General features: G+C 38.6%; 15 protein-coding genes, 19 tRNA genes, 3 rRNA genes and 2 pseudogenes. 37 read left to right on the plus strand and 2 right to left on the minus strand.

Annotated elements, in window-relative coordinates; translation table 11 throughout:
* Positions 1-21: 21 nt before the first annotated feature.
* The 7 genes and pseudogenes from G6O73_RS00765 (at position 22) to G6O73_RS00790 (ending at position 7,025) form a co-directional block, all read left to right on the plus strand.
* Positions 22-1,209: an acetate/propionate family kinase gene (locus G6O73_RS00765; protein ID WP_057884783.1), complete on the plus strand. Its 1,188-nt coding sequence runs from the start codon at positions 22-24 to the stop codon at positions 1,207-1,209.
* Positions 1,210-1,334: 125 nt separating this feature from the next.
* On the plus strand, positions 1,335-2,690 hold the full coding sequence (locus G6O73_RS00770; RefSeq protein WP_157056630.1) for an amino acid permease: 1,356 nt from the start codon (positions 1,335-1,337) through the stop codon (positions 2,688-2,690).
* A 212-nt stretch (positions 2,691-2,902) separates the two neighbouring features.
* Positions 2,903-3,133, plus strand: a pseudogene (locus G6O73_RS13040) (transposase); the annotation flags it as partial.
* 409 nt (positions 3,134-3,542) lie between these two features.
* On the plus strand, positions 3,543-4,934 hold the full coding sequence (locus G6O73_RS00775; protein ID WP_057884785.1) for a bifunctional metallophosphatase/5'-nucleotidase: 1,392 nt from the start codon (positions 3,543-3,545) through the stop codon (positions 4,932-4,934).
* A 4-nt stretch (positions 4,935-4,938) separates the two neighbouring features.
* Positions 4,939-5,604 (plus strand): YutD family protein, encoded by a 666-nt coding sequence (locus G6O73_RS00780; protein WP_057884786.1) that lies wholly within the window; start codon positions 4,939-4,941, stop codon positions 5,602-5,604.
* A 20-nt stretch (positions 5,605-5,624) separates the two neighbouring features.
* Positions 5,625-6,395, plus strand: coding sequence for a TIGR01457 family HAD-type hydrolase (locus tag G6O73_RS00785; RefSeq protein WP_057884787.1), 771 nt, complete (start codon positions 5,625-5,627; stop codon positions 6,393-6,395).
* Positions 6,396-7,025, plus strand: a complete 630-nt coding sequence (locus G6O73_RS00790; protein WP_057884788.1) for a TIGR01906 family membrane protein — start codon at positions 6,396-6,398, stop codon at positions 7,023-7,025.
* A gap of 45 nt (positions 7,026-7,070) precedes the next feature.
* Here the strand turns inward: G6O73_RS00790 and G6O73_RS00795 are convergent, their stop codons facing one another.
* Both G6O73_RS00795 and G6O73_RS00800 read right to left on the minus strand, forming a co-directional pair.
* Complete coding sequence (locus tag G6O73_RS00795) at positions 7,071-7,709, minus strand: VTT domain-containing protein (RefSeq protein WP_057884789.1); 639 nt, start codon at positions 7,707-7,709, stop codon at positions 7,071-7,073.
* Positions 7,710-7,735: 26 nt separating this feature from the next.
* Positions 7,736-8,737, minus strand: a complete 1,002-nt coding sequence (locus G6O73_RS00800; protein WP_057884790.1) for an NAD(P)/FAD-dependent oxidoreductase — start codon at positions 8,735-8,737, stop codon at positions 7,736-7,738.
* Positions 8,738-8,880: 143 nt separating this feature from the next.
* Between G6O73_RS00800 and G6O73_RS00805 the strand changes: the two genes are divergently transcribed.
* The 30 genes and pseudogenes from G6O73_RS00805 to G6O73_RS00955 all read left to right on the plus strand — a co-directional run bounded on the left by G6O73_RS00805 (position 8,881) and on the right by G6O73_RS00955 (position 22,250).
* Positions 8,881-9,462: a peptidylprolyl isomerase gene (locus G6O73_RS00805; RefSeq protein WP_057884791.1), complete on the plus strand. Its 582-nt coding sequence runs from the start codon at positions 8,881-8,883 to the stop codon at positions 9,460-9,462.
* A gap of 38 nt (positions 9,463-9,500) precedes the next feature.
* The gene (locus tag G6O73_RS00810; RefSeq protein WP_057884792.1) at positions 9,501-9,890 is read left to right on the plus strand and encodes a CvfD/Ygs/GSP13 family RNA-binding post-transcriptional regulator; all 390 of its coding nucleotides are present in this window, start codon (positions 9,501-9,503) and stop codon (positions 9,888-9,890) included.
* A 273-nt stretch (positions 9,891-10,163) separates the two neighbouring features.
* Positions 10,164-11,723, plus strand: a 16S ribosomal RNA gene (locus tag G6O73_RS00815).
* Positions 11,724-11,799: 76 nt separating this feature from the next.
* Positions 11,800-11,874 (plus strand) — tRNA-Ile (locus G6O73_RS00820).
* A 12-nt stretch (positions 11,875-11,886) separates the two neighbouring features.
* Positions 11,887-11,959: transfer RNA gene (locus G6O73_RS00825), tRNA-Ala, on the plus strand.
* A 141-nt stretch (positions 11,960-12,100) separates the two neighbouring features.
* Positions 12,101-15,017, plus strand: a 23S ribosomal RNA gene (locus tag G6O73_RS00830).
* Positions 15,018-15,096: 79 nt separating this feature from the next.
* A 5S ribosomal RNA gene (gene rrf, locus G6O73_RS00835) occupies positions 15,097-15,213 on the plus strand.
* Together the 16S, 23S and 5S rRNA genes with 19 tRNA genes alongside form the textbook arrangement of a ribosomal RNA operon.
* Before the next feature lie 10 nt (positions 15,214-15,223).
* Positions 15,224-15,296 (plus strand) — tRNA-Val (locus G6O73_RS00840).
* Positions 15,297-15,298: 2 nt separating this feature from the next.
* Positions 15,299-15,371 (plus strand) — tRNA-Lys (locus tag G6O73_RS00845).
* Between the two features lie 83 nt (positions 15,372-15,454).
* Positions 15,455-15,527, plus strand: a tRNA-Thr gene (locus G6O73_RS00850).
* Between the two features lie 10 nt (positions 15,528-15,537).
* Positions 15,538-15,609 (plus strand) — tRNA-Gly (locus G6O73_RS00855).
* A gap of 19 nt (positions 15,610-15,628) precedes the next feature.
* Positions 15,629-15,702 (plus strand) — tRNA-Arg (locus tag G6O73_RS00860).
* A 4-nt stretch (positions 15,703-15,706) separates the two neighbouring features.
* Positions 15,707-15,780: transfer RNA gene (locus G6O73_RS00865), tRNA-Pro, on the plus strand.
* Positions 15,781-15,820: 40 nt separating this feature from the next.
* Positions 15,821-15,894: transfer RNA gene (locus G6O73_RS00870), tRNA-Met, on the plus strand.
* Between the two features lie 15 nt (positions 15,895-15,909).
* Positions 15,910-15,983 (plus strand) — tRNA-Ile (locus G6O73_RS00875).
* A 37-nt stretch (positions 15,984-16,020) separates the two neighbouring features.
* Positions 16,021-16,110, plus strand: a tRNA-Ser gene (locus G6O73_RS00880).
* 10 nt (positions 16,111-16,120) lie between these two features.
* Positions 16,121-16,194: transfer RNA gene (locus tag G6O73_RS00885), tRNA-Met, on the plus strand.
* A 4-nt stretch (positions 16,195-16,198) separates the two neighbouring features.
* Positions 16,199-16,272 (plus strand) — tRNA-Asp (locus G6O73_RS00890).
* A 13-nt stretch (positions 16,273-16,285) separates the two neighbouring features.
* Positions 16,286-16,358: transfer RNA gene (locus tag G6O73_RS00895), tRNA-Phe, on the plus strand.
* Positions 16,359-16,372: 14 nt separating this feature from the next.
* Positions 16,373-16,443, plus strand: a tRNA-Gly gene (locus G6O73_RS00900).
* Positions 16,444-16,449: 6 nt separating this feature from the next.
* Positions 16,450-16,537: transfer RNA gene (locus G6O73_RS00905), tRNA-Ser, on the plus strand.
* A gap of 6 nt (positions 16,538-16,543) precedes the next feature.
* Positions 16,544-16,615, plus strand: a tRNA-Glu gene (locus tag G6O73_RS00910).
* A gap of 13 nt (positions 16,616-16,628) precedes the next feature.
* A tRNA-Met gene (locus tag G6O73_RS00915) sits at positions 16,629-16,702 on the plus strand.
* Positions 16,703-16,706: 4 nt separating this feature from the next.
* Positions 16,707-16,780 (plus strand) — tRNA-Asp (locus G6O73_RS00920).
* A gap of 173 nt (positions 16,781-16,953) precedes the next feature.
* The gene (locus G6O73_RS00925; RefSeq protein WP_057885731.1) at positions 16,954-17,544 is read left to right on the plus strand and encodes a helix-turn-helix domain-containing protein; all 591 of its coding nucleotides are present in this window, start codon (positions 16,954-16,956) and stop codon (positions 17,542-17,544) included.
* A 20-nt stretch (positions 17,545-17,564) separates the two neighbouring features.
* Positions 17,565-18,160 (plus strand): annotated as a pseudogene (locus tag G6O73_RS00930) (transposase).
* A 151-nt stretch (positions 18,161-18,311) separates the two neighbouring features.
* Positions 18,312-19,274: a linear amide C-N hydrolase gene (locus G6O73_RS00940; RefSeq protein WP_057884805.1), complete on the plus strand. Its 963-nt coding sequence runs from the start codon at positions 18,312-18,314 to the stop codon at positions 19,272-19,274.
* A 223-nt stretch (positions 19,275-19,497) separates the two neighbouring features.
* A complete protein-coding gene (locus tag G6O73_RS00945) occupies positions 19,498-19,638 on the plus strand; it encodes a hypothetical protein (protein ID WP_162254584.1) in 141 nt (46 codons plus the stop codon).
* A 1,060-nt stretch (positions 19,639-20,698) separates the two neighbouring features.
* On the plus strand, positions 20,699-21,130 hold the full coding sequence (locus G6O73_RS00950) for an NUDIX hydrolase (RefSeq protein WP_057884847.1): 432 nt from the start codon (positions 20,699-20,701) through the stop codon (positions 21,128-21,130).
* Positions 21,131-21,143: 13 nt separating this feature from the next.
* Positions 21,144-22,250, plus strand: a complete 1,107-nt coding sequence (locus G6O73_RS00955) for a metallophosphoesterase family protein (protein WP_057884806.1) — start codon at positions 21,144-21,146, stop codon at positions 22,248-22,250.
* Position 22,251: the final 1 nt, after the last annotated feature.

A 22,251-nucleotide genomic window follows, 5' to 3' on the forward strand; every position in this document is an offset into this window, starting at 1 on the left:
AACAGATAAGTAGGAAGAAAAATGATTAAAGTTCTAGCAATTAATGCAGGTAGTTCATCACTAAAGTGGAAATTGTTTTTAATGCCACAACAAAAAGTTTTGGCACAAGGTTTAATTGAAAAAATTGGTTTGCCTGATAGTCAAGTTAGCTTTATTTTAGGAAAAAAACATTACCAATTTAATTGGATAATTAAAACCCAATTAGCGGCCGTTAAGCAGCTTTTAAAACTGTTACGTGAATATTCTATTGTCACGAATTTAGATGAAATAAAAGCTGTGGGCCATCGGTTCGTAAATGGGGGGAGTTCTTTTTCGGATTCAGTGATTGTTAATGAAAAAGTTTTGCAACAATTAACAGGACTTAATGAACTGGCTCCTCTGCATAATCCAAGTAACATTATGGCTATTAAAGCTTTTAAACAGGCGTTACCAGCTGCAGTTAGTGTTGCAGTTTTTGATACGGGCTTTCATCAATCGTTACCAATTAAGAATTTTTTATATAGCTTACCTTATCAATATTATCAACGCTTTCAGGTCAGAAAATATGGAGCGCACGGAATTAGTTATCGGTATGTTTTTAACAAATTATTAGAATCATCAGGCTTAATAGCTAAAAAAACAAATGCAATAATTATGCATTTGGGTTCGGGAGCATCAATTTGTGCAATTAAAGAGGGACGTTCCTTTGATACTAGTATGGGATTCTCACCAGTTTCTGGAATAACAATGCAAACTAGGGTTGGTGATGTTGACGCATCTGCAATTGTTTATTTGCAAAAAAAATTAGGAATCAATTCAGAAAAGATGTTGGAAATTTTAAATAATAATTCAGGCATTTTGGGAATTTCAGGAATTTCACCAGATATGCGTGATGTCTTGGCTGATACGGCAGCTTCTAAACGTGCGCAATTGGCAATTGAAATTTTTGTAAATCAGATTGTTAAATATATTGGGGCATATATTGCTGAATTGCAACAGGTTGATGCAATAGTTTTTACAGGTGGAATCGGAGAAAATATTCCTTTGATTAGGGAAAAAATTTGTCAACAATTAGGATTTATGGGTGTTAAAGTTGATTCTGAAAAAAATCAAAACCCTCAAAAGTATCCTTTAATTAGTACTCCAAAGTCGTCCTCAACTGTATGGGTAATACCAACAAATGAAGAATTGATGATTGCTCAAGATGCCTATCGGTTAGCAGATTATTAAAGCTTTTGATAATAATGATGAATCTTATTCAATTTTAAATGAATGAATTGAGTTTTACTTCATCATTTAATTAGTTTACAATTATATAAGATTGTGCTTTTTAAATGAATGGAGTTATTTATTACATGAAAAATGATCAAAATTTGGCGCGGGGATTAAAAAATCGTCATGTCCAACTGATTGCACTAGGAGGAACGATTGGCACAGGGCTATTTCTTGGCGCGGGAAAGTCAATTAAATTAGCTGGTCCGGCAATTATCATTGCTTATTTATTGACAGGAGTTATATGTTTTTGGTTAATGAGAGCAATGGGAGAGTTATTGCTATCTGATTTAAGCAATCATTCCTTTATCGATTTCATTAGCAAATATTTAGGAGAAAAGATCGGGTTGGTAACTGGTTGGACCTATTGGTTTTGTTGGATTACAATTGCGATGGCGGATGTTACGGCTAGTGGACTCTATGTTCAATATTGGTTTCCAACTCTTCCCCGCTGGTTACCAGGCTTAATTATTCTTTTAGTATTGTTGATTGTTAATATGACGGCTGTCGGGCTTTTTGGGGAAACAGAGTTTTGGTTTGCGTTAATTAAAATTGTGGCGATTGTTGTTTTGATAGTTACTGGAATTATCTTGGTACTGGTTAATTATCGCACGCCGCTAGGAACAGCATCACTCAATAACTTAGTCAAATATCAAGGCTTTTTACCTCATGGGGTTAGTGGTCTAATTAGTTCATTTCAAATGGTAACATTTGGTTTTATTGGAATTGAATTAATAGGGGTAACTGCATCAGAAACACAAGATCCGCAAATTACAATACCTAAGGCAATTAATGAAATTCCGACAAGAGTAATCTTGTTTTACGTTGGGTCCTTAATGGCTTTAATGTGTATTTATCCTTGGAATCATATTTCACCAACTCAAAGTCCTTTTGTCCAAGTTTTTAAAGGAATTGGAATTTCAATGGCTGCAGGTATTATTAATTTTGTAGTTTTAACCGCTGCAGCGTCAGCCTGTAATAGTTCAATTTTCAGCACTAGCCGGATGATCTTTACTTTAAGTTACGGGAAAAAACATAAACTTTATAATTGGTTGAGTCATTTGTCGCGCCGGCAAGTTCCGGCAAATGCAATTATTTTTTCAACTTTGACAATTGGTTTGGCAGTTGCAGCTAACTTTGTTTTTTCCAATACAGCATTATTTGCTTTTATTTCTAGTGTTGCAACAACATGTTTTCTCTTTATTTGGGCGATGATTATGTTAGCGCATCTTAAATTTAGACATTTAACTAAAACAAAATCGAGTAAGTTTACAATGCCGTGGTATCCTTTTAGTGACTATGCAGTACTGTTATTCTTGGGTTTTGTAGCAGTAATTATGTGTTTGAATAGTACGACTTTTTGGGCTTTGGTGGCTTCAATTTTCTGGTTAGTAATACTCTGGCTGCTGATAGCATTCAAGCAGTTCGAGGAACATTGATATGTATAAAGAATCTGTGATTGTAAAAAAATTACAGGTTCTTTTTTAATTGGTCTTTAGAGCTAATTGAGCCGGTATGTGTGTGAAAAAATTGCTTTGTAGATTTAAAAAAATAAAAGTTTAAGCCAAATATTTAAAAATAAAAAAGGAACGCTAAGAATTGGTAAATAAGATAAATGGTTTTGCAAAATAATAAAAGATTATTAGTCTAGTACAAAGGTATAATAATTTTGGAAGGATATCCAACGCCAGACTGGATCCCACCAAAGTTAAACGCTTCAAGTTTTATAAGATATTCAAAAAAGGAAAAATGTATTAATGATGTTCGATCAACAGGCAAATTTAAAGTATAAATTTGAGAATTGTCATTTGGCGTCAGAAATATATTGTGTTAGCACAAATAGAAATGAAGCAACTGTCAAAAATATATTCAAGATCAAAAAAATGATTATCTAAGTAAATTATGCTCGTTACACTCTCAAGCGAAGGTTCCACAAGCTTGGGGCTTTAAGTTGGGCGTGGTTGATAAACGTGTTCTTTTGTTATTTAGAAGTAAGTTGTAAGATAATAGTAGAGTGGACCCGGTGAAAATGGTGCTGTATTTCACTACAGATACGCTTTTTTTAATAGAAAACCGCTTCATGTTAAAAATTTGGGAGCGTATTAAAAGAAAATAAGAAATGATGGATAACCAGCAAGTTACTGAAAAAGATGTTGTAGATCATTTAAACTTTTTTATTTTGATTTCCATTGAAAGAACAATCTATTAAAAATATTGTGAATGATCATCTGCAAAAGATAAAATTTTCCAAAATGCAATTTTGATTTAGAAAAAATTTAGGAGGAAATTAAATGGCAATAGAAAAATTGGTTGTTTTTCACACAAATGATTTGCATTCACATTTTGAAAATGTTCCTAAAATACGTAGGTATTTGCAACAGACGAGAAAAATGTTAGAAAAAGCCCAGACATCTGTGCTCGCTTTCGATCTAGGTGATGCAATGGATCGTGTTCATCCGTACACCGAAGCAACAAATGGTAAAATTAACATTGAATTGATGAATCAAATTGGTTATGATGCAGTTACAATTGGAAATAATGAAGGAATTGGCAACTCGCATCAACAACTGATGGATCTATACCGGGATGCAAAATTTCCAGTAATCGTTGACAATTTGCTTGATAGAACAACTGGAAAACCGCCAAAATGGACTTGTCAAAAAAAAATATTTACTACTGCAAATAATACTAGAATTGGAATATTAGGCTGTACAGCGCCATTTGATGCAACGTATGATATGAATAACTGGGAAGCTTTATCAGTTGATCAAGTATTACCTGATTTGGTGAGAAGTTTAGCTGCTGAAACCGATTATATTATTTTATTATCGCATTTAGGTATAAATTGGGATCGAAAATTGGCACATGAGTATCCACAAATTAATTTAATTATTGGTAGTCATACCCATCACTTGTTAAAGAAAGGTGAATGGGTTGGAGATACGTTGCTTGGTGCAGCTGGTAAATGGGGTCAATATGTTGGTCAAATTACGCTAAATTTTGATGATCATCATCTTAAATCTGCTCAAGCTGAAACGATCAAAATAGAGGATCAACCGGAACAGGTTGGAGATCAAATTGAAATTACTAATTATCAGCAGACGGGTGAAAGATTGTTGCAACAATTTAAAGTTGCTAACATTCCGAACGCTTTACCAGCATCTTGGCAAAGCTCATCTCCATTAATGAAAGTGACTTTAGCTGCCATTCAGCAGCTGACTAGGACAAAATTAGCAATTTTAAATGGTGGCCTATTTCTTGGTGATTTAGAACAAGGAGTTATTACAAAAAATGATTTACACCGGATTCTACCACATCCGATGCGTGTTGTTAAAGTTCGTTTAAATGGCTATAATTTATGGCGATTAATTCGCGAAATGGAAAAAAATCGTAATCATTTACGAAACGCAATTGTTAAAGGAAATGGTTTCCGGGGCAAAATCTTTGGTGAACTCGTTTATGCAGGAATTAAATTTGATACCGAAGAAAAAAGGGTTATAGTTAATGGTCATTCAATTAATTTAAGCGCAGATTATGAGATTGCTACGGTGGATAACTTTATTTATTGTCCATTTTTTCCTACGTTAGAAATTGCTGGACACGCCAAGTATTGGGGGGATCGCTTTTTGCGAGATATTTTAGGAGAATATTTAGCCGAACTATATCCAGTTAGAAAGGGGTGAAATAGTGAATAGCGAGAAAAAAGAACGACTTGAAGCACAATTGGCCAAAAAGGCAGCAACTTTAAAAGAGTATGCAAGTAAGGTTGAAGTTACTGGAAAAAATGAATTAACAATTGATGGACGTCCTTATTTGTTGATCAAGAATAGTCGTGATGGATTCCAGGTTGAAAAATTAGAAGAACGATTTAGTCAGATCTTAACAAAATACGATTATATAGTTGGCGATTGGGGATTTGATCAATTAAGACTGCATGGCTTTTATGAAAATGATAGTCAACGAGGACTTCCTTCACAGAGTATTTCACATCTTGAGGATTATTTGTATGAATATTGTAACTTTGGTTGTGCGTACTTTATTTTGAAAAATTTATCAGTTGCAGTTCCTGCTAAAAAAGTTAAAAAATTTCGTCGAAAAGATAACATACTGTCCAAAAGTAATAAAACAAAGGAAGTTAAAAAATTATCAGTTGCTAAGAAAAATTCATTTGGGATGGGGCAAAGGGTAAATAAAAAAAGGGCTAAAGAGGTTAGTGACAAACAGAAATTTGAGATTCATCAACGCCAAGATTCTAAAAAAGCTATTAAAAATTCGAAAAAAAATGTTATTAAGCAAAATAAACAGAAACGTCAGCGGAACTTTACTATTCGTCAAAAAAATAAAGAAAATTAGTTTGAAAGAGAGAAAGAAAAATGCAACGGTATCAAGGATATTTAATCGATTTAGATGGTACAATTTATCGCGGGAAAATAAAAATTCCTGCTGCAAAACGATTTATTGAGCGATTACAGAAAACAAAGACTCCTTTTTTATTTGTAACGAACAACAGTACTCAAACTCCTGCAATGGTAGCGGCTAATTTGGTTGAGAATTTTGATATTAATGTTTCAGCAGATAATGTGTACACTACTGCTTTAGCAACAGCCGACTATTTGGCAGATTTAGATTCAACTAAACGAACTGTATATGCTATTGGGGAACTAGGTTTAAAGCAAGCTTTGCTAGATCGTGGATTTCATTTTGAAGAAAAGAAACCAGATTATGTAGTTGTCGGTCTAGATTATGATGTTACGTACCATAAGTTTGAGTTAGCAACTTTGGCTATTAAGCGTGGAGCTAGGTTTATTGGAACTAATGCTGACACTAATTTACCTAATGAACGAGGTTTGGTTCCTGGAGCGGGATCAGTAATTGCACTGGTTGAATGTTCAACACAGCAAAAAGCAACATATATAGGTAAGCCTGAAAAAATAATTATGAAAAAGGCTTTAAAAAAAATTGGCTTAGATAAAGATCAGGTTATTATGGTTGGCGATAACTATCAAACTGATATTAGAGCTGGAATTAATTTTGGAATTGATACTTTGTTAGTTTATACTGGAGTTTCAACCCGTCAGCAGGTCGCACAACAAATTAATCAACCAACTTATGAAGTCGCTTCACTCGATGATTGGAAGCTCTAGATGAAACTGATTAGTTGGCGTAATATAATAAATTGGATATTTCTTGGGATTTTTGTAATTAGTTTGTCGATTGCAATCACTATTAATTTTACGCCTTTGTATTACTTCTTTGTCTATCATTATCATTTAGCTTCTTTAGTTAAAATGACCAATCAGCAATTAATTACGGAATATCATCAGTTGTTATCTTACTTAAATTTTCCCTGGCAAAAGCAATTAAGACTGAGTTTGCCAAGTACAGCTAGTGCGCGAGAACATTTTTTAGAGGTTAAGCATTTATTTGAAATTAATTATTTGTGCTTAATACTAACTTTTTATCCAACACTTAGCTATCTGCATAGATTAAAAATAACTAAGTGTTGGTGGGAATTACTATTTCCTTGCAAAATATTTGGTAGTTTGACAATTGGACTTTTTATACTTGCAAGTTTAGATTTTAATGATTTTTTTGTTTACTTTCATTTAATTTTGTTTCGTAATCAAGATTGGGTTTTTGATCCTCAGAAAGATCCAATTATTAAAGTCTTACCAGAAGAATTTTTTGCGGCAGCTTTTGCACTATTTTTCTTGCTGATAGGTAGTTCTTTCGTATTTTGTTTGATTCAAGGGAAAAAAAGTTTAAAAAAATAGCTTGCCAGTTACTAGTTTGAAAGTAACTGGCAAGCTATTTTATTTTTAATGGCTAAGCTTCTTTTTAAGAAATCCGATAACAGCTGGTAATAATGAAACGACAATGATTCCAATGATTACTAGTGAAAAATGCTCTTTAACAATTGGAAAGTTTCCAAAATAAAAGCCGCCAGCACAACAAAGTGCCATCCAAGCGGTGGCGCCTAGAAAATTGAATTTAAAAAAGTCTTTAAAAGGCATACCACTTCCTCCAGCAATAAATGGAGCCATAGTACGAATAATTGGCATAAATCTTGCTAGGGAAATTGCAATTGCACCATGTTTTTCAAAAAAATTGCGAGTTTTTGTTAGGTCTGATTCTTTGATAAACTTTCCCAGAAAAGAACCCGGTTTAATGTGACTGCCGGTTCGTTTGCCAATTATAAAGTTTAGTGAATCACCCAATAATGGCGCTGACCAAAACAATAAAACTAACAACCAGATATTTAAGTGATAACTCGGATTTGCAGCTAAGGCACTCGCAGCGAATAAAAGTGAATCACCAGGTAAGAATGGTAAAATTACTGCGCCAGTTTCAATAAAAATAATCAGAAATAAAATTAAGTAGGTCCAACCACCAAAAGTATTGACGATTGAAACAAGGTGGTTGTCTATATGCAAAATAAAATCAATTAAAAAATTCATACTGCTCTCCTTAAATATTAGTTGTTCTATTTGGATCTAGGCAAAGATTTAACCAGCTGAGTACTATGCATGGGTTGGCGTTTCTCAGGATAGAGCTCTAAGAGAGCATTATTTACTGCGATTGGAGCTTCACCAAAGCCTGTAGCAATCAAATTTAGTTTTCCATTGTAACTGGCAACATCACCAATTGCGAAAATCTTGGGAATTTCGGTTTCCATTTTCGAGTTTACTTCGATGAGTCCATGTTGAACAGGAATGTTCCAATCTTTCAAATTTTTATTATTTGAAATTATGCCATAATTAACTAGAAGATAATCGGTTTCTAGTTCTTTTTGTACAGTGCCACGAACCTCTTTCAAAATAACTTTAATTCTCTGATTGTCAGCAGGTAGGACTTGGTCAACCAAAAAAGGTGTTTCAAGGATGGCTTTTGACTTTTTCAATTGGCTAACACTACTTTCGAGTGCACGGAAGTTATTGCGTCGATGAACAACATGAAGAGAATTAGCTTTGGAAGCTAATTCAAGCGCCCAATCAACGGCTGAATCGCCACCACCGGCAATAATTAAATCCTTTCCAGCAAATTCTTGGGGATTTTTGATGAAATAGCGTAATTGCTTGTTCTCGAATTGAGCTGCCTCGGGCAAGGCCAGTTTTCGCGGCTGAAAAGCTCCAACACCTGTAGCAATAATTATAGATTTACTAAGTGTTGTGCGTTTTGTAGTAAGCAATTGAAAATAATTGCCTTTTTGCTTGATTTGGGAAACTGCTTCATTTAAAAAGAACTCTGGACCAAATTGTTCAGCCTGATTCTCAAGATTTTCGATTAATTTTGTTCCAGTAATTACAGGATAACCTGGAATATCATAAATTTTTTTTGCTGGGAAAAGTGCGGAAACTTGACCACCAAGTTGATCAAGACTCTCGATAACTTGAACTTTAGCTTGTCGCATTTTTGCATAAGCAGCGGCAAAAATACCAATAGGACCACCACCAATTATTGTAATGTCGTAGTATTCATCTGACATTTATAAGTTACTCCCTTCATCATAATTACACTATGCTACCTTAGCATAGATGGGTATCAAAATAAAATTGAATTGGAAATTTTTTATTTTTTTAGTACAATTAAAAATAAGATTAAATTATATTTATTGAAGGAGTTAATTAAATGTATCCACAAATTAATAAAACAGAGTCAACCAGCTCGCTAGCAAAAATTGTGACTAACTTTGGTGAAATATTGGTCGAACTATTTCCTGAATATGCACCTAAAACGGTAGAAAACTTTACTAAGTTGAGCATGAAAGGTTATTACGATGGAACTATTTTTCATCGAGTAATAAAAGATTTTATGATTCAGGGTGGCGATCCGACAGGTACCGGGATGGGAGGACAAAGTATCTGGCAGCAATCGTTTGAAGATGAATTTTCAAACGAACTTTTTAATCTACGTGGGGCACTTTCAATGGCTAATGCTGGTCCTAATACAAACGGAAGTCAATTTTTTATTGTCCAAAATCAAAATTTACCTTCTCAAATGGAGGAACAGTTAAGACAAGCAAACTATCCACAAGAAATTATTCAGGCATATCTTAAGGGTGGAACACCTTGGTTGGATCATCATCATACAGTTTTTGGACAGGTTAGATCTGGAATGGATGTTATAGATGAAATAGCAAATTTGCAAACTGAGAACGATCACCCAATAAAAGAAGTAGCTATTAAGAAAATTTCTATATCAAATAAATAATATTTTATTTAGAAATTTCTGAATGTGGAGGTGAAAAGTTGACTTACAAAATTGGAATGATAATTAAGGGAAGGGTAACTGGAATTCAATCTTATGGTGTATTTGTAGGCTTAGATAATCAAGCACAAGGATTGATTCATATTTCTGAATGTTGTCAGGGATATGTGTCAGACATTCATAAGTTGGTCAAGGTAGGACAAGTGGTTAAAGTTATGATTATTGATATTGATGAATACACCAAGAAAATAAGCTTGTCTTTAAGATGTGTAACTAAGCCGCCGCAAATAGCAGCTAAAACTAAAGTTAAATGTCTTCACAAGCATTATTGGACAAGCCGTCAGGTTACAACCGGATTTGAACCTATTGCAATTAGGCAAAAAGCTTGGATTGCCGAAGGACTAGAGAATGTTGAAAAAAATAAAAATTGAGTTGTTTTTTAAATTTTTCTTGACTTTTTGATGGCTAAACAGTATCATTTATCTTGTTGCTGCTAAGCAACCGAGATTTTAAAAAATAAAAACTTCAAATTAGTTCTTGACTGATTATGTAATATGTTGTATAATTTAAAAGTTGCGTTATTAAAACAGTAGACCTTTGAAAACTGAACAAAGTTTCGATAAAGCAAATGTGCAGGGCCTTGCGAAAGCAAGGACAAAATTTGCGAAGTCAATTCGCTAGTAATAAAAATGAGTCATAAACTTTAAAATGAGAGTTTGATCCTGGCTCAGGACGAACGCTGGCGGCGTGCCTAATACATGCAAGTCGAACGAAGCTGTTTTAACTGGTGCTTGCACCGACTTAAACAACTGAGTGGCGAACGGGTGAGTAACACGTGGGTAACCTGCCCCAAAGTGGGGGATAACATTTGGAAACAGATGCTAATACCGCATAACCACAGAAACCACATGGTTTCTGTGTCAAAGATGGTTTCGGCTATCACTTTGGGATGGACCCGCGGCGTATTAGCTAGTTGGTAAGGTAATGGCTTACCAAGGCAATGATACGTAGCCGAACTGAGAGGTTGATCGGCCACATTGGGACTGAGACACGGCCCAAACTCCTACGGGAGGCAGCAGTAGGGAATCTTCCACAATGGACGAAAGTCTGATGGAGCAACGCCGCGTGAGTGAAGAAGGTTTTCGGATCGTAAAACTCTGTTGTCAGAGAAGAACGTGTGCGAGAGTAACTGTTCGTGCAGTGACGGTATCTGGCCAGAAAGCCACGGCTAACTACGTGCCAGCAGCCGCGGTAATACGTAGGTGGCAAGCGTTGTCCGGATTTATTGGGCGTAAAGGGAACGCAGGCGGTCTTTTAAGTCTGATGTGAAAGCCTTCGGCTTAACCGAAGTCGTGCATTGGAAACTGGGAGACTTGAGTGCAGAAGAGGAGAGTGGAACTCCATGTGTAGCGGTGAAATGCGTAGATATATGGAAGAACACCAGTGGCGAAAGCGGCTCTCTGGTCTGTAACTGACGCTGAGGTTCGAAAGCGTGGGTAGCAAACAGGATTAGATACCCTGGTAGTCCACGCTGTAAACGATGAATGCTAAGTGTTGGAGGGTTTCCGCCCTTCAGTGCCGCAGCAAACGCATTAAGCATTCCGCCTGGGGAGTACGACCGCAAGGTTGAAACTCAAAGGAATTGACGGGGGCCCGCACAAGCGGTGGAGCATGTGGTTTAATTCGAAGCAACGCGAAGAACCTTACCAGGTCTTGACATCTTCTGATAGCCTAAGAGATTAGGTGTTCCCTTCGGGGACAGAATGACAGGTGGTGCATGGTTGTCGTCAGCTCGTGTCGTGAGATGTTGGGTTAAGTCCCGCAACGAGCGCAACCCTTATTGTCAGTTGCCAGCATTAAGTTGGGCACTCTGGCAAGACTGCCGGTGACAAACCGGAGGAAGGTGGGGATGACGTCAAATCATCATGCCCCTTATGACCTGGGCTACACACGTGCTACAATGGACGATACAACGAGTCGCTAGACCGCGAGGTTGAGCTAATCTCTGAAAGTCGTTCTCAGTTCGGATTGCAGGCTGCAACTCGCCTGCATGAAGTCGGAATCGCTAGTAATCGCGGATCAGCATGCCGCGGTGAATACGTTCCCGGGCCTTGTACACACCGCCCGTCACACCATGAGAGTTTGTAACACCCAAAGCCGGTGGGGTAACCAATAGGAGCCAGCCGTCTAAGGTGGGACAGATGATTGGGGTGAAGTCGTAACAAGGTAGCCGTAGGAGAACCTGCGGCTGGATCACCTCCTTTCTAAGGATAGAAACGGAACCTGCACAAGCACGAAACTTTGTTTAGTTTTGAGAGGTCTACTCTCTTGAGGATGTATGGGCCTATAGCTCAGCTGGTTTAGAGCGCACGCCTGATAAGCGTGAGGTCGATGGTTCAAGTCCATTTAGGCCCATCCTTTTGATATGGGGCCTTAGCTCAGATGGGAGAGCGCCTGCTTTGCACGCAGGAGGTCATCGGTTCGATCCCGTTAGGCTCCATTGATGGTAAAACCATCAGTTTTGTTCTTTGAAAACCAGATAATATCTTTTTTATTAAACCGAGAACACCGCGTATTAAAAGAGTTTTGAACAAGAAGTTCTTGACGCAAACTCATAACCGTTTTACCGCAGGTAAAACAAGGTTAAGTTAATAAGGGCGCATGGTGGATGCCTTGGCACTAGGAGCTGATGAAGGACGGGACTAACACCGATATGCTCCGGGGAGCTGTAAGTAAGCTGTGATCCGGAGATTTCCGAATGGGGCAACCCAATAGCTGTAATGAGCTATTACTGCTAGTTGAATACATAGACTAGTTAGAAGCAAACGCAGGGAACTGAAACATCTAAGTACCTGCAGGAAGATAAAGAAAACTCGATTCCCCCAGTAGCGGCGAGCGAAGCGGGAAGAGCCCAAACTAGAAAGCTTGCTTTCTAGGGTTGTAGGACTGAACATTTGAGTTAACAAAGAAAACGATAGTCGAATGATCTGGGAAGGTCAGCAAAATAAGGTGAGAGCCCCGTAGACAAAATCGTTTTCCCTCAGTTCAGGATCCTGAGTACGGCGGAACACGTGAAATTCCGTCGGAATCCGGGAGGACCATCTCCCAAGGCTAAATACTACCTAGTGACCGATAGTGAACCAGTACCGTGAGGGAAAGGTGAAAAGCACCCCGGAAGGGGAGTGAAATAGTTCCTGAAACCATGTGCCTACAAGTAGTTAGAGCCCGTTAACGGGTGATAGCGTGCCTTTTGTAGAATGAACCGGCGAGTTACGTTTGTATGCAAGGTTAAGTCGTAAATGACGGAGCCGTAGCGAAAGCGAGTCTGAAGAGGGCGAATTAGTATGCAGACGTAGACCCGAAACCAGGTGACCTACCCATGTCCAGGTTGAAGGTGTGGTAAAACGCACTGGAGGACCGAACTCGTGTATGTTGAAAAATGCTGAGATGAGATGTGGGTAGCGGAGAAATTCCAAACGAACTTGGAGATAGCTGGTTCTCTCCGAAATAGCTTTAGGGCTAGCCTCGAAGTTAGGATAATGGAGGTAGAGCACTGTTTGAACTAGGGGCCCGTCTTGGGTTACTGAATTCAGATAAACTCCGAATGCCATATATTTATCTTCGGGAGTCAGACTGCGAGTGATAAGATCCGTAGTCGAAAGGGAAACAGCCCAGACCACCAATTAAGGTCCCTAAATATATGTTAAGTGGAAAAGGATGTGGAATTGCACAGACAACTAGGATGTTGGCTCAGAAGCAGCCACCATTTAAAGAGTGCGTAATAGCTCACTAGTCGAGTGATCCTGCGCCGAAAATGTACCGGGGCTAAACATATTACCGAAATTGTGGATGCAACCGTAAGGTTGCGTGGTAGGAGAGCGTTCTAAGGGCGGAGAAGCTGGATCGTAAGGACCAGTGGAGCGCTTAGAAGTGAGAATGCCGGTATGAGTAGCGCAAGACAGGTGAGAATCCTGTCCACCGAATGACTAAGGTTTCCTGGGGAAGGCTCGTCCACCCAGGGTTAGTCGGGACCTAAGCTGAGGCCGCAAGGCGTAGGCGATGGATAACAGGTTGAGATTCCTGTACCAGCAATGATTGTTTGAGCAATGGAGGGACGCAGGAGGCTAAGCACGCACACTGTTGGAGGTGTGTTCAAGCAACAAGTCTGTTAGTGAGTAAAATGCTTGCTGGCATAAGGACAAGTTGTGATGAGTAGCGAAATTTAAGTAGTGAAGGTGCTGATGTCATACTGCCGAGAAAAGCTTCTAGTGAGATCAAAGCTGCCCGTACCGCAAACCGACACAGGTAGTCGAGGAGAGAATCCTCAGGTGAGCGAGAGAACTCTCGTTAAGGAACTCGGCAAAATGACCCCGTAACTTCGGGAGAAGGGGTGCTGAGCGTAAGCTCAGCCGCAGTGAAAAGGCCCAGGCGACTGTTTATCAAAAACACAGGTTTCTGCAAAATCGTAAGATGACGTATAGGGGCTGACGCCTGCCCGGTGCTGGAAGGTTAAGAGGATGGGTTAGCTTCGGCGAAGCTCAGAATTGAAGCCCCAGTAAACGGCGGCCGTAACTATAACGGTCCTAAGGTAGCGAAATTCCTTGTCGGGTAAGTTCCGACCCGCACGAAAGGCGTAACGATCTGGGCACTGTCTCGACGAGAGACTCGGTGAAATTATAATACCCGTGAAGATGCGGGTTACCCGCGACAGGACGGAAAGACCCCATGGAGCTTTACTGTAGCTTGATATTGGGTGTTTGTACAACTTGTACAGGATAGGTAGGAGCCATAGAAGCCGGAACGCTAGTTTCGGCAGAGGCATTGGTGGGATACTACCCTCGTTGTATGAACACTCTAACCCTCGCCAATAAACTTGGCGGGAGACAGTGTCAGGTGGGCAGTTTGACTGGGGCGGTCGCCTCCTAAAAGGTAACGGAGGCGCCCAAAGGTTCCCTCAGAATGGTTGGAAATCATTCGCAGAGTGTAAAGGCACAAGGGAGCTTGACTGCGAGACAGACAAGTCGAGCAGGGACGAAAGTCGGGCTTAGTGATCCGGTGGTTCCGAATGGAAGGGCCATCGCTCAACGGATAAAAGCTACCCTGGGGATAACAGGCTTATCTCCCCCAAGAGTCCACATCGACGGGGAGGTTTGGCACCTCGATGTCGGCTCATCGCATCCTGGGGCTGTAGTCGGTCCCAAGGGTTGGGCTGTTCGCCCATTAAAGCGGTACGCGAGCTGGGTTCAGAACGTCGTGAGACAGTTCGGTCCCTATCCGTCGCGGGCGTAGGAAATTTGAGAGGAGCTGTCCTTAGTACGAGAGGACCGGGATGGACACACCGCTGGTGTACCAGTTGTTCTGCCAAGAGCATAGCTGGGTAGCTAAGTGTGGATGAGATAAACGCTGAAAGCATCTAAGTGCGAAACTCACCTCAAGATAAGATTTCCCATTCTTTAGAGAAATAAGGTTCCTGAGAGAAGATCAGGTAGATAGGCTGGAAGTGGAAGTTCAGTGATGAATGGAGCGGACCAGTACTAATAAACCGAAGACTTAACCAAAGAAGAAGAACGGAGTTCGAGGGAAAAAGAGAAAGATATTAGCTGGTTTTGAGAGAACAAGATTTTCTCAAAAGAAGAGTGCGGTGGCGATAGCAAGAAGGATACACCTGTTCCCATGCCGAACACAGAAGTTAAGCTTCTTAACGCCGATAGTAGTTGGGGGATCGCCCCCTGTGAGGGTAGGAAGTTGCCGTGCTCACTTCGATGGAGGATTAGCTCAGTTGGGAGAGCGTCTGCCTTACAAGCAGAGGGTCACAGGTTCGAGCCCTGTATCCTCCATTGAGTCGTTAGCTCAGTCGGTAGAGCATCTGACTTTTAATCAGAGGGTCGACAGTTCGAGCCTGTCACGACTCATTATGTTAAATAGTTCAAAGTTGCTATTGACATTTAGTTAATCTTTTGTTACTATAATTAAGTCGTTGTGTTGATTAACTTCTGCCGACTTAGCTCAGTTGGTAGAGCATCTGATTTGTAATCAGAGGGTCGGGCGTTCGAATCGTCTAGTCGGCATTATAGTAATGCGGAAGTAGTTCAGTGGTAGAACATCACCTTGCCATGGTGGGGGTCGCGGGTTCGAATCCCGTCTTCCGCTTGATTTAAAAATTATATTTGCACCCATAGCGCAATTGGATAGAGTGTCTGACTACGAATCAGAAGGTTGTAGGTTCGACTCCTACTGGGTGCATTATCGGGAAGTAGCTCAGCTTGGTAGAGCACCTGGTTTGGGACCAGGGGGTCGCAGGTTCGAATCCTGTCTTCCCGATTAGTGAGAAATTCACTGATTGGCTTTAAAAAAGTCAGATCGCGGCGTAGCTCAGCTGGCTAGAGCGTCCGGTTCATACCCGGGAGGTCAGGGGTTCGATCCCCTTCACCGCGATACCGTTTGGAGCTTGGACCTTTAGCTCAGTTGGTTAGAGCAGACGGCTCATAACCGTCCGGTCGTAGGTTCGAGTCCTACAAGGTCCATTAGGTTCTAATAGACCTTGTGGTTTAAAAAAATTATGGAGGATTACCCAAGTCTGGCTGAAGGGAACGGTCTTGAAAACCGTCAGGTGGTTAACCCCACGCGAGAGTTCGAATCTCTCATCCTCCTTTTTTATTATCGCGGGATGGAGCAGTCTGGTAGCTCGTCGGGCTCATAACCCGAAGGTCGTAGGTTCAAATCCTGCTCCCGCAATATTGGTCCTATGGTGTAGGGGTCTATCACGCCTGCCTGTCACGCAGGAGATCGCCGGTTCAAATCCGGCTAGGACCGTTTATAGAGTGATGGCTCGGTAGCTCAGTCGGTAGAGCAATGGATTGAAGCTCCATGTGTCGGCAGTTCGATTCTGTCCCGCGCCATACATTGTTTTTATGCGGGTGTAGTTTAGTGGTAAAACCACAGCCTTCCAAGCTGTTGTCGCGAGTTCGATTCTCGTCACCCGCTTATTTTGGAGAAGTACTCAAGTGGCTGAAGAGGCGCCCCTGCTAAGGGTGTAGGTCGCGAAAGCGGCGCGAGGGTTCAAATCCCTCCTTCTCCGTTTTTTGACCCGTTGGTCAAGTGGTTAAGACACCGCCCTTTCACGGCGGTAACATGGGTTCAAATCCCGTACGGGTCAGTTTTAATATTATCGCGGGATGGAGCAGTCTGGTAGCTCGTCGGGCTCATAACCCGAAGGTCGTAGGTTCAAATCCTGCTCCCGCAATATTGGTCCTATGGTGTAGGGGTCTATCACGCCTGCCTGTCACGCAGGAGATCGCCGGTTCAAATCCGGCTAGGACCGGTTTTCAAAGCTTTAATTGCAGTTAATTGCAATTAAAGCTTTTTTGGGTCTATACTTTCTGATATTGGTGGAACATAAAAGCCAATATCAGTTTTTTTATTTTATACATTAAAGGACATGGCATCCTATGATACGATTTAAGTGTCTAAACCCAATCGAAAGAAGGATAAACCATGTCCCAGTTAAATTCTATCGCACAATTACTTGAAATAAAAGATCCTAATATTAAATTCTTTAAAGTTGAAGATCTTAGAACTACTAAAAATAGCGTTGTCTACCATTTTAAAGTTATCCATGCCCGCCTTAGTTATCAACTTTTTCATTGCCCTCACTGTGGTTTTACATCGTTGATAAAAAATGGTACCAACTTGACCAAGCTCCGTTTGCCGACACTCAATGGTCCAATGATTTTGATGTATCTGCGGAAACAACGCTATTTTTGTAAATCCTGCCAGATAACTTGCGGTGCCAATACTCCAATTGTTGAAAAAAATCACTCGCTTACCAGAGGTCTCAAATCTGCTGTTGTTAAATTAGCCAAACAATCACTCACTGTTACGATGATTGCCAAACTAGTCGGGATCTCTCCTAGTTCAGTTACACGGATTTTATATCATGATTTTCAAAGACCTCAGCGCCTAGCCAAACTTCCTGAACGGCTTTGTTTTGATGAATTCAAATCAGTTGGCAGATCATATGTACAAAGCTCTTGCAAAATACATAATATTCATTTATTGCCATCGATGCTGAAAATCACAATTTAATCTCAATTCTTGATGATCGCTTGTCTAAAAATATTTGTGCTTACTTTGAAAATCGCTATTCTCTAGAGGAACGTTCAGCTGTCAAATCGGTTGTCATTGATTTAAATGCCAATTACCAGCTTTTCATCAGACGACTTTTCCCGCATGCTAAAATCATTATTGACCGTTTTCATGTTGTTCAATTGATAAATCGAGCGTTTGACCAACTCAGAGTTAAGATTTTAAAACAACAAGGCGATAAGCATAGTCGTATCTATAAAGCTTTAAAAATCAATTGGCGTTTGTTTCATAAAGATACTGAAAAAATCAATCGTTCAAAAACACAATACTTCAGAGGGCTTAACGAATATATGACGCAACAGAACCTGATTGATTTAGGGCTTAGTACTAATTCAAAGCTTAAATATACCTATGAAACAGCTCACCAAATCCAAGAAGCAATTAAAAAACAAGATTCAAAAAAGCTCAGACAAGTTCTAACTAATTACCAAAAACAACAATCTCCAATGGACCTATCGAAGGAATCAATCGTAAAATCAAAGTAATTAAACGTATCTGTTACGGATTCAAAAATATGGATCATTTTTATGCCAGAATTCTTTTAATTGTAAAATAAAGAAGCCCCCCATTCAGAGGACTTCATGGTTCCACCAATATAATTTGACGGAGACCCGCTTTTTTGTAGTGTTTAATGGTTCTATAAAAAATAAACGATTAAAGTAAATGTAAAATTTGAATAAGCAAAACAAATGAGGAGGCAATCAGAATTGTGTACTAGTATTATTCAACAGGCTAAAAATGGAGCCAAAGTTATTTCAAGAACAATGGATTGGAATCAATTAGTTGATTCTCCGGTATTTATTCCAAAAGATTATGAATGGAAGTCTGCATACGATAATCAGTTAATAAAAAACTCATATTCAATTATAGGTGCAGGGCATCGTTTATTTGATGAAATTGATCTTTCAGATGGAATTAATCAATGGGGACTAGCGGTTCAAAAATTGACTTTTAAAAATGGCACGAATTATCCTGAATATTCCAAGAATGGCAAAATAAATTTGGCTCCTTTTGAATTACCCTTGTATTTACTAGGAAACTTTCGCTCGGTTGAAGAAATAGAACGAAAGATTTCTGATTTTTACCTTCTAGACGATCAGTTCGCCCAAAGAAAATATAAACATTTGGAACTTTACTATATTTTAATTGATCGAACGGGTAAAACTATTTTATTACAACCTTCTGGCCAACCAATGAGGATTTTTAACAACCCATTAGGAATAGCAACCAACACATTTAATTTTGAGCAACAATTAGGAAGACTGAAAGCTTATCTTGATCTGAAACCAGACTTTGAAAATAATAAATTAGAAAAGTTTACTAGCCGAATTAGTAGTGGAAGCTTTAATGGCAAAAAAACACCACCTGGTAGTTATACCCCCAGCGGACGTCTCTTTCGCGCTGCTTATTATAAGGAAAGAATTGATTTAGCTGCATCAGAAAAACAAGCACTTAATAATTGTTGGCGTTTGTTAGATTCGGTAACAGTACCTAAAAGTTCTAAATATCAACCAACTTATTCTGTATATCGATCGGCTGCCTGCTTAAGTTCCTTAACTTACTATTTTGAAGAGTATTATAGTTTTAATCCAATTAAAATTAATTTAAATAAGGAAGCCTCAATGAATAGTAGCGTTAAATTTTACACTTGTGATAGTAGTGTAAGATGATTTATAAAAATTAAACTGATTTACGATTCGAATTAATAGCAAAATAAGGGTTGTTTAAATTATAATAAAAGTAGAAAGAATAGAGAGGTGAGGTAAGCTTGAAAAAAATTAAAGGCATTGGTTTTTGGTCGAAGTTATCTCTGTTACTAGCATTGGGGCAATTGCTGCTAACAATTTATAAAGAATTAAATAAAAACAAAGAAAAAAATAGGTGAGTTGGCTTATGGAACTGATTAAAATAATTTTCAAAACTGCTTTTAGTATTTTTTTAGTTATTAGTGGTATATTATTAGCTGGAACAGTAGTGGCTTCAAAAAAAGTCGATGATTTAGGTGATAAGTTACAAGATAAAATTCACCGCTAGAGTCAAGCACAGAAACCATAGATTAACGGCAAACAATTAGTTTGTCTTTTTTATTTTATTGAATAATTTGATATGTGATTTTGTAGTACAATTTAATTAAAACTAATGATCATCCAAGAATTTTTGTTGGTTTAGTTTTGGGGTTGTTTGAAAAATATCTGGCAAGAGCTATATTTGAAAGACTTAACTCCATTGGTTGGTGGCCTAGGCCTAGGTTTAAAATTAAGAAAAGGTGTATATGGTTTGGCACAGTTTTCAGAAAGGATAACGTTCAGGTTCTTCACTAACGGTGGTTTGCCTATAACCAACTGAATGAGATTATAGATGTAGTTACATTCATAAAGAGCCACTATCTGTGCCTTCTTCTTAGAATGATCAATTTAATATTATAAAAATTTAGATTTTTTTAGATGTTATAATGCTTTTATCACCATTGAGAGGCAACTAATTGAGCAAGACTATGGCACAGCTTTTGGTTTGTTGCGGTGTAAATTGCGAAGTTTCCCGTCCATTTCGCAATGTCAAAAATTAGCAGAAACGACGTGAGCTTGTTAAAAGTAGTCAATAGTCATAAAAATCTTTTACACTCTGTTCTGACAACACTTATCAAGAACCGCGATTTGTTTTTTTGGCTGAAAAATTAAGAAGCAAGAATTTGCTGTAAAATTATGACCTAGCTAAGAGCATTTTCTGATGTTGAAATGGGTACGCCTGCCTGTAAAGCTAAGTTGTATGGAAAAAGATTTGTTACAGTTAACTCTAGAAGCACCACTCGATCTTGCCATGATTGAGGTTTTGTCAGAGACACTGGAACAACTAACAAGCTAATATTCGCTGACCATAATATAATATGGTACTCACTATTTTGTGACCTGCAGCTAGATTCAGTCCGTCTGGCAACGGGTAATCAGCGCGTAAGACGTGTTTGCAAGGTAATTGCTGTTGTGGTCGTTGCGCTGTTAGGTGCAGTTTTCACTAACTTTTGACTTTAGTTGGGAGTGGTTGACTTAATGGATTTTGTATTGAGGTGAAATAATTGACAAAAAAAGGATATATTGAAATGATTCGAGAACTAGTTGGTAATACACCAATTATTTTAAACGTTGCGGCAGGGGTAGTTATGAATCAACATAATGAGGTGCTACTTAACTTGCGAACCGATTCTCATAATTGGAGTTTACCAGGTGGCTTTCTTGAATATGGTGAAACTTATCGCCAAGCCTGTTTGCGTGAAATGAAAGAGGATAGTGGGCTAGACGTTGAAATTGTTAAACTATTAAAGACTTTTGATAAAGGAACAGCCACTTATCCAAATGGTGATGTTGCACAAACAATTACAGAGTTATTTTTAGTTAAACCAATCGGTGGTCACTTATTGACAGAAAAAACGGATGAAACTTTGGCATTACAGTATTTTTCTTTGGCTAATTTACCACCATTGTTTAACCAGCAGACAATTGATATATTAACGTGGTTAAGAAAAAGTTATTAGGAAGGAAAGCTGAATGAAAATCATTCATTGTGCAGATCTACATCTCGACTCGCAATTGACAACTCATCTAGCACCCAAAAAAGCTCAAGCAAGACGAGCTGAATTATTAGCTAACTTCAGTCGTTTAGTGGAATATGCTTGGAATAATAAAGTTGCAGCAATAATAATTGCTGGTGACTTGTTTGATACTCCAATTATCTCAGCTACTGCTCGCAATTTGGTTTTAGATAACATCAAAAAATATTCACAGATCCAATTTTATTATTTAACCGGTAATCATGAAAATGATTGTCTAACGACTACGCTAACGGAACTACCCGAAAATTTACATTTATTTTCCAATGAATGGGAAAACTATTATCTAAATCCAGACAGTAACTGGCCGATTGCTATTAGTGGGGTAGATTTAAATGATCCTCGTTTTCAACCACCCTTGCGAGTTCCAAATTTATCAGCCAACAATTTTAATTTGGTTGTTTTACATGGTCAAATTTCAGAATATGGTCAGTTAACCTCGAATGAAAACATTATTCTAAAAGATTTAGTAAATCAAAAAATTGATTATTTAGCGTTAGGTCATTTACACCAATTCCAAACTGGAAAATTACCTCCGCGTGGTATATATTGCTATTCGGGTTGTCTTGAGGGACGAGGTTTTGATGAATTAGGTCAACATGGATTTGTAGAATTAAATATTGACGAAAAGAATCATCGTTGGCAATATCAGTTTGTTCCATTTGCTCAACGTGAACTTTACGAAATCAAAGTCGAAATAACAGGATGTCAAACGACGTCAGCAGTTCTTGAAAAAATAAAATTAGAGTTGAAACATCAAAAGGTTCCCACGACAGCATTGTTAAAAATTATTTTATTAGGACAAGTTTCACTATCAAGTGAGCATGACTTAGTTCAATTACAGAACAATTTGAAGAACACTTATTACTTGGTCAAGCTGGTTGATCGAAGCACCTCACAGGTTGACTATGCTAATTTTACTAATGATATATCTTTAAAAGGTGAATTTGTTCGTTTGTTGCAAGATGATTCGACGCTAAATGAACAGCAAAGAGCAGCCATCATTAAATGCGGTCTCCAGGCCTTAAATGGGGAGGATTTTTGAA

The sequence above is a fragment of the Liquorilactobacillus nagelii DSM 13675 genome (genome assembly GCF_019444005.1).
GTDB classification, from domain to species: domain Bacteria; phylum Bacillota; class Bacilli; order Lactobacillales; family Lactobacillaceae; genus Liquorilactobacillus; species Liquorilactobacillus nagelii.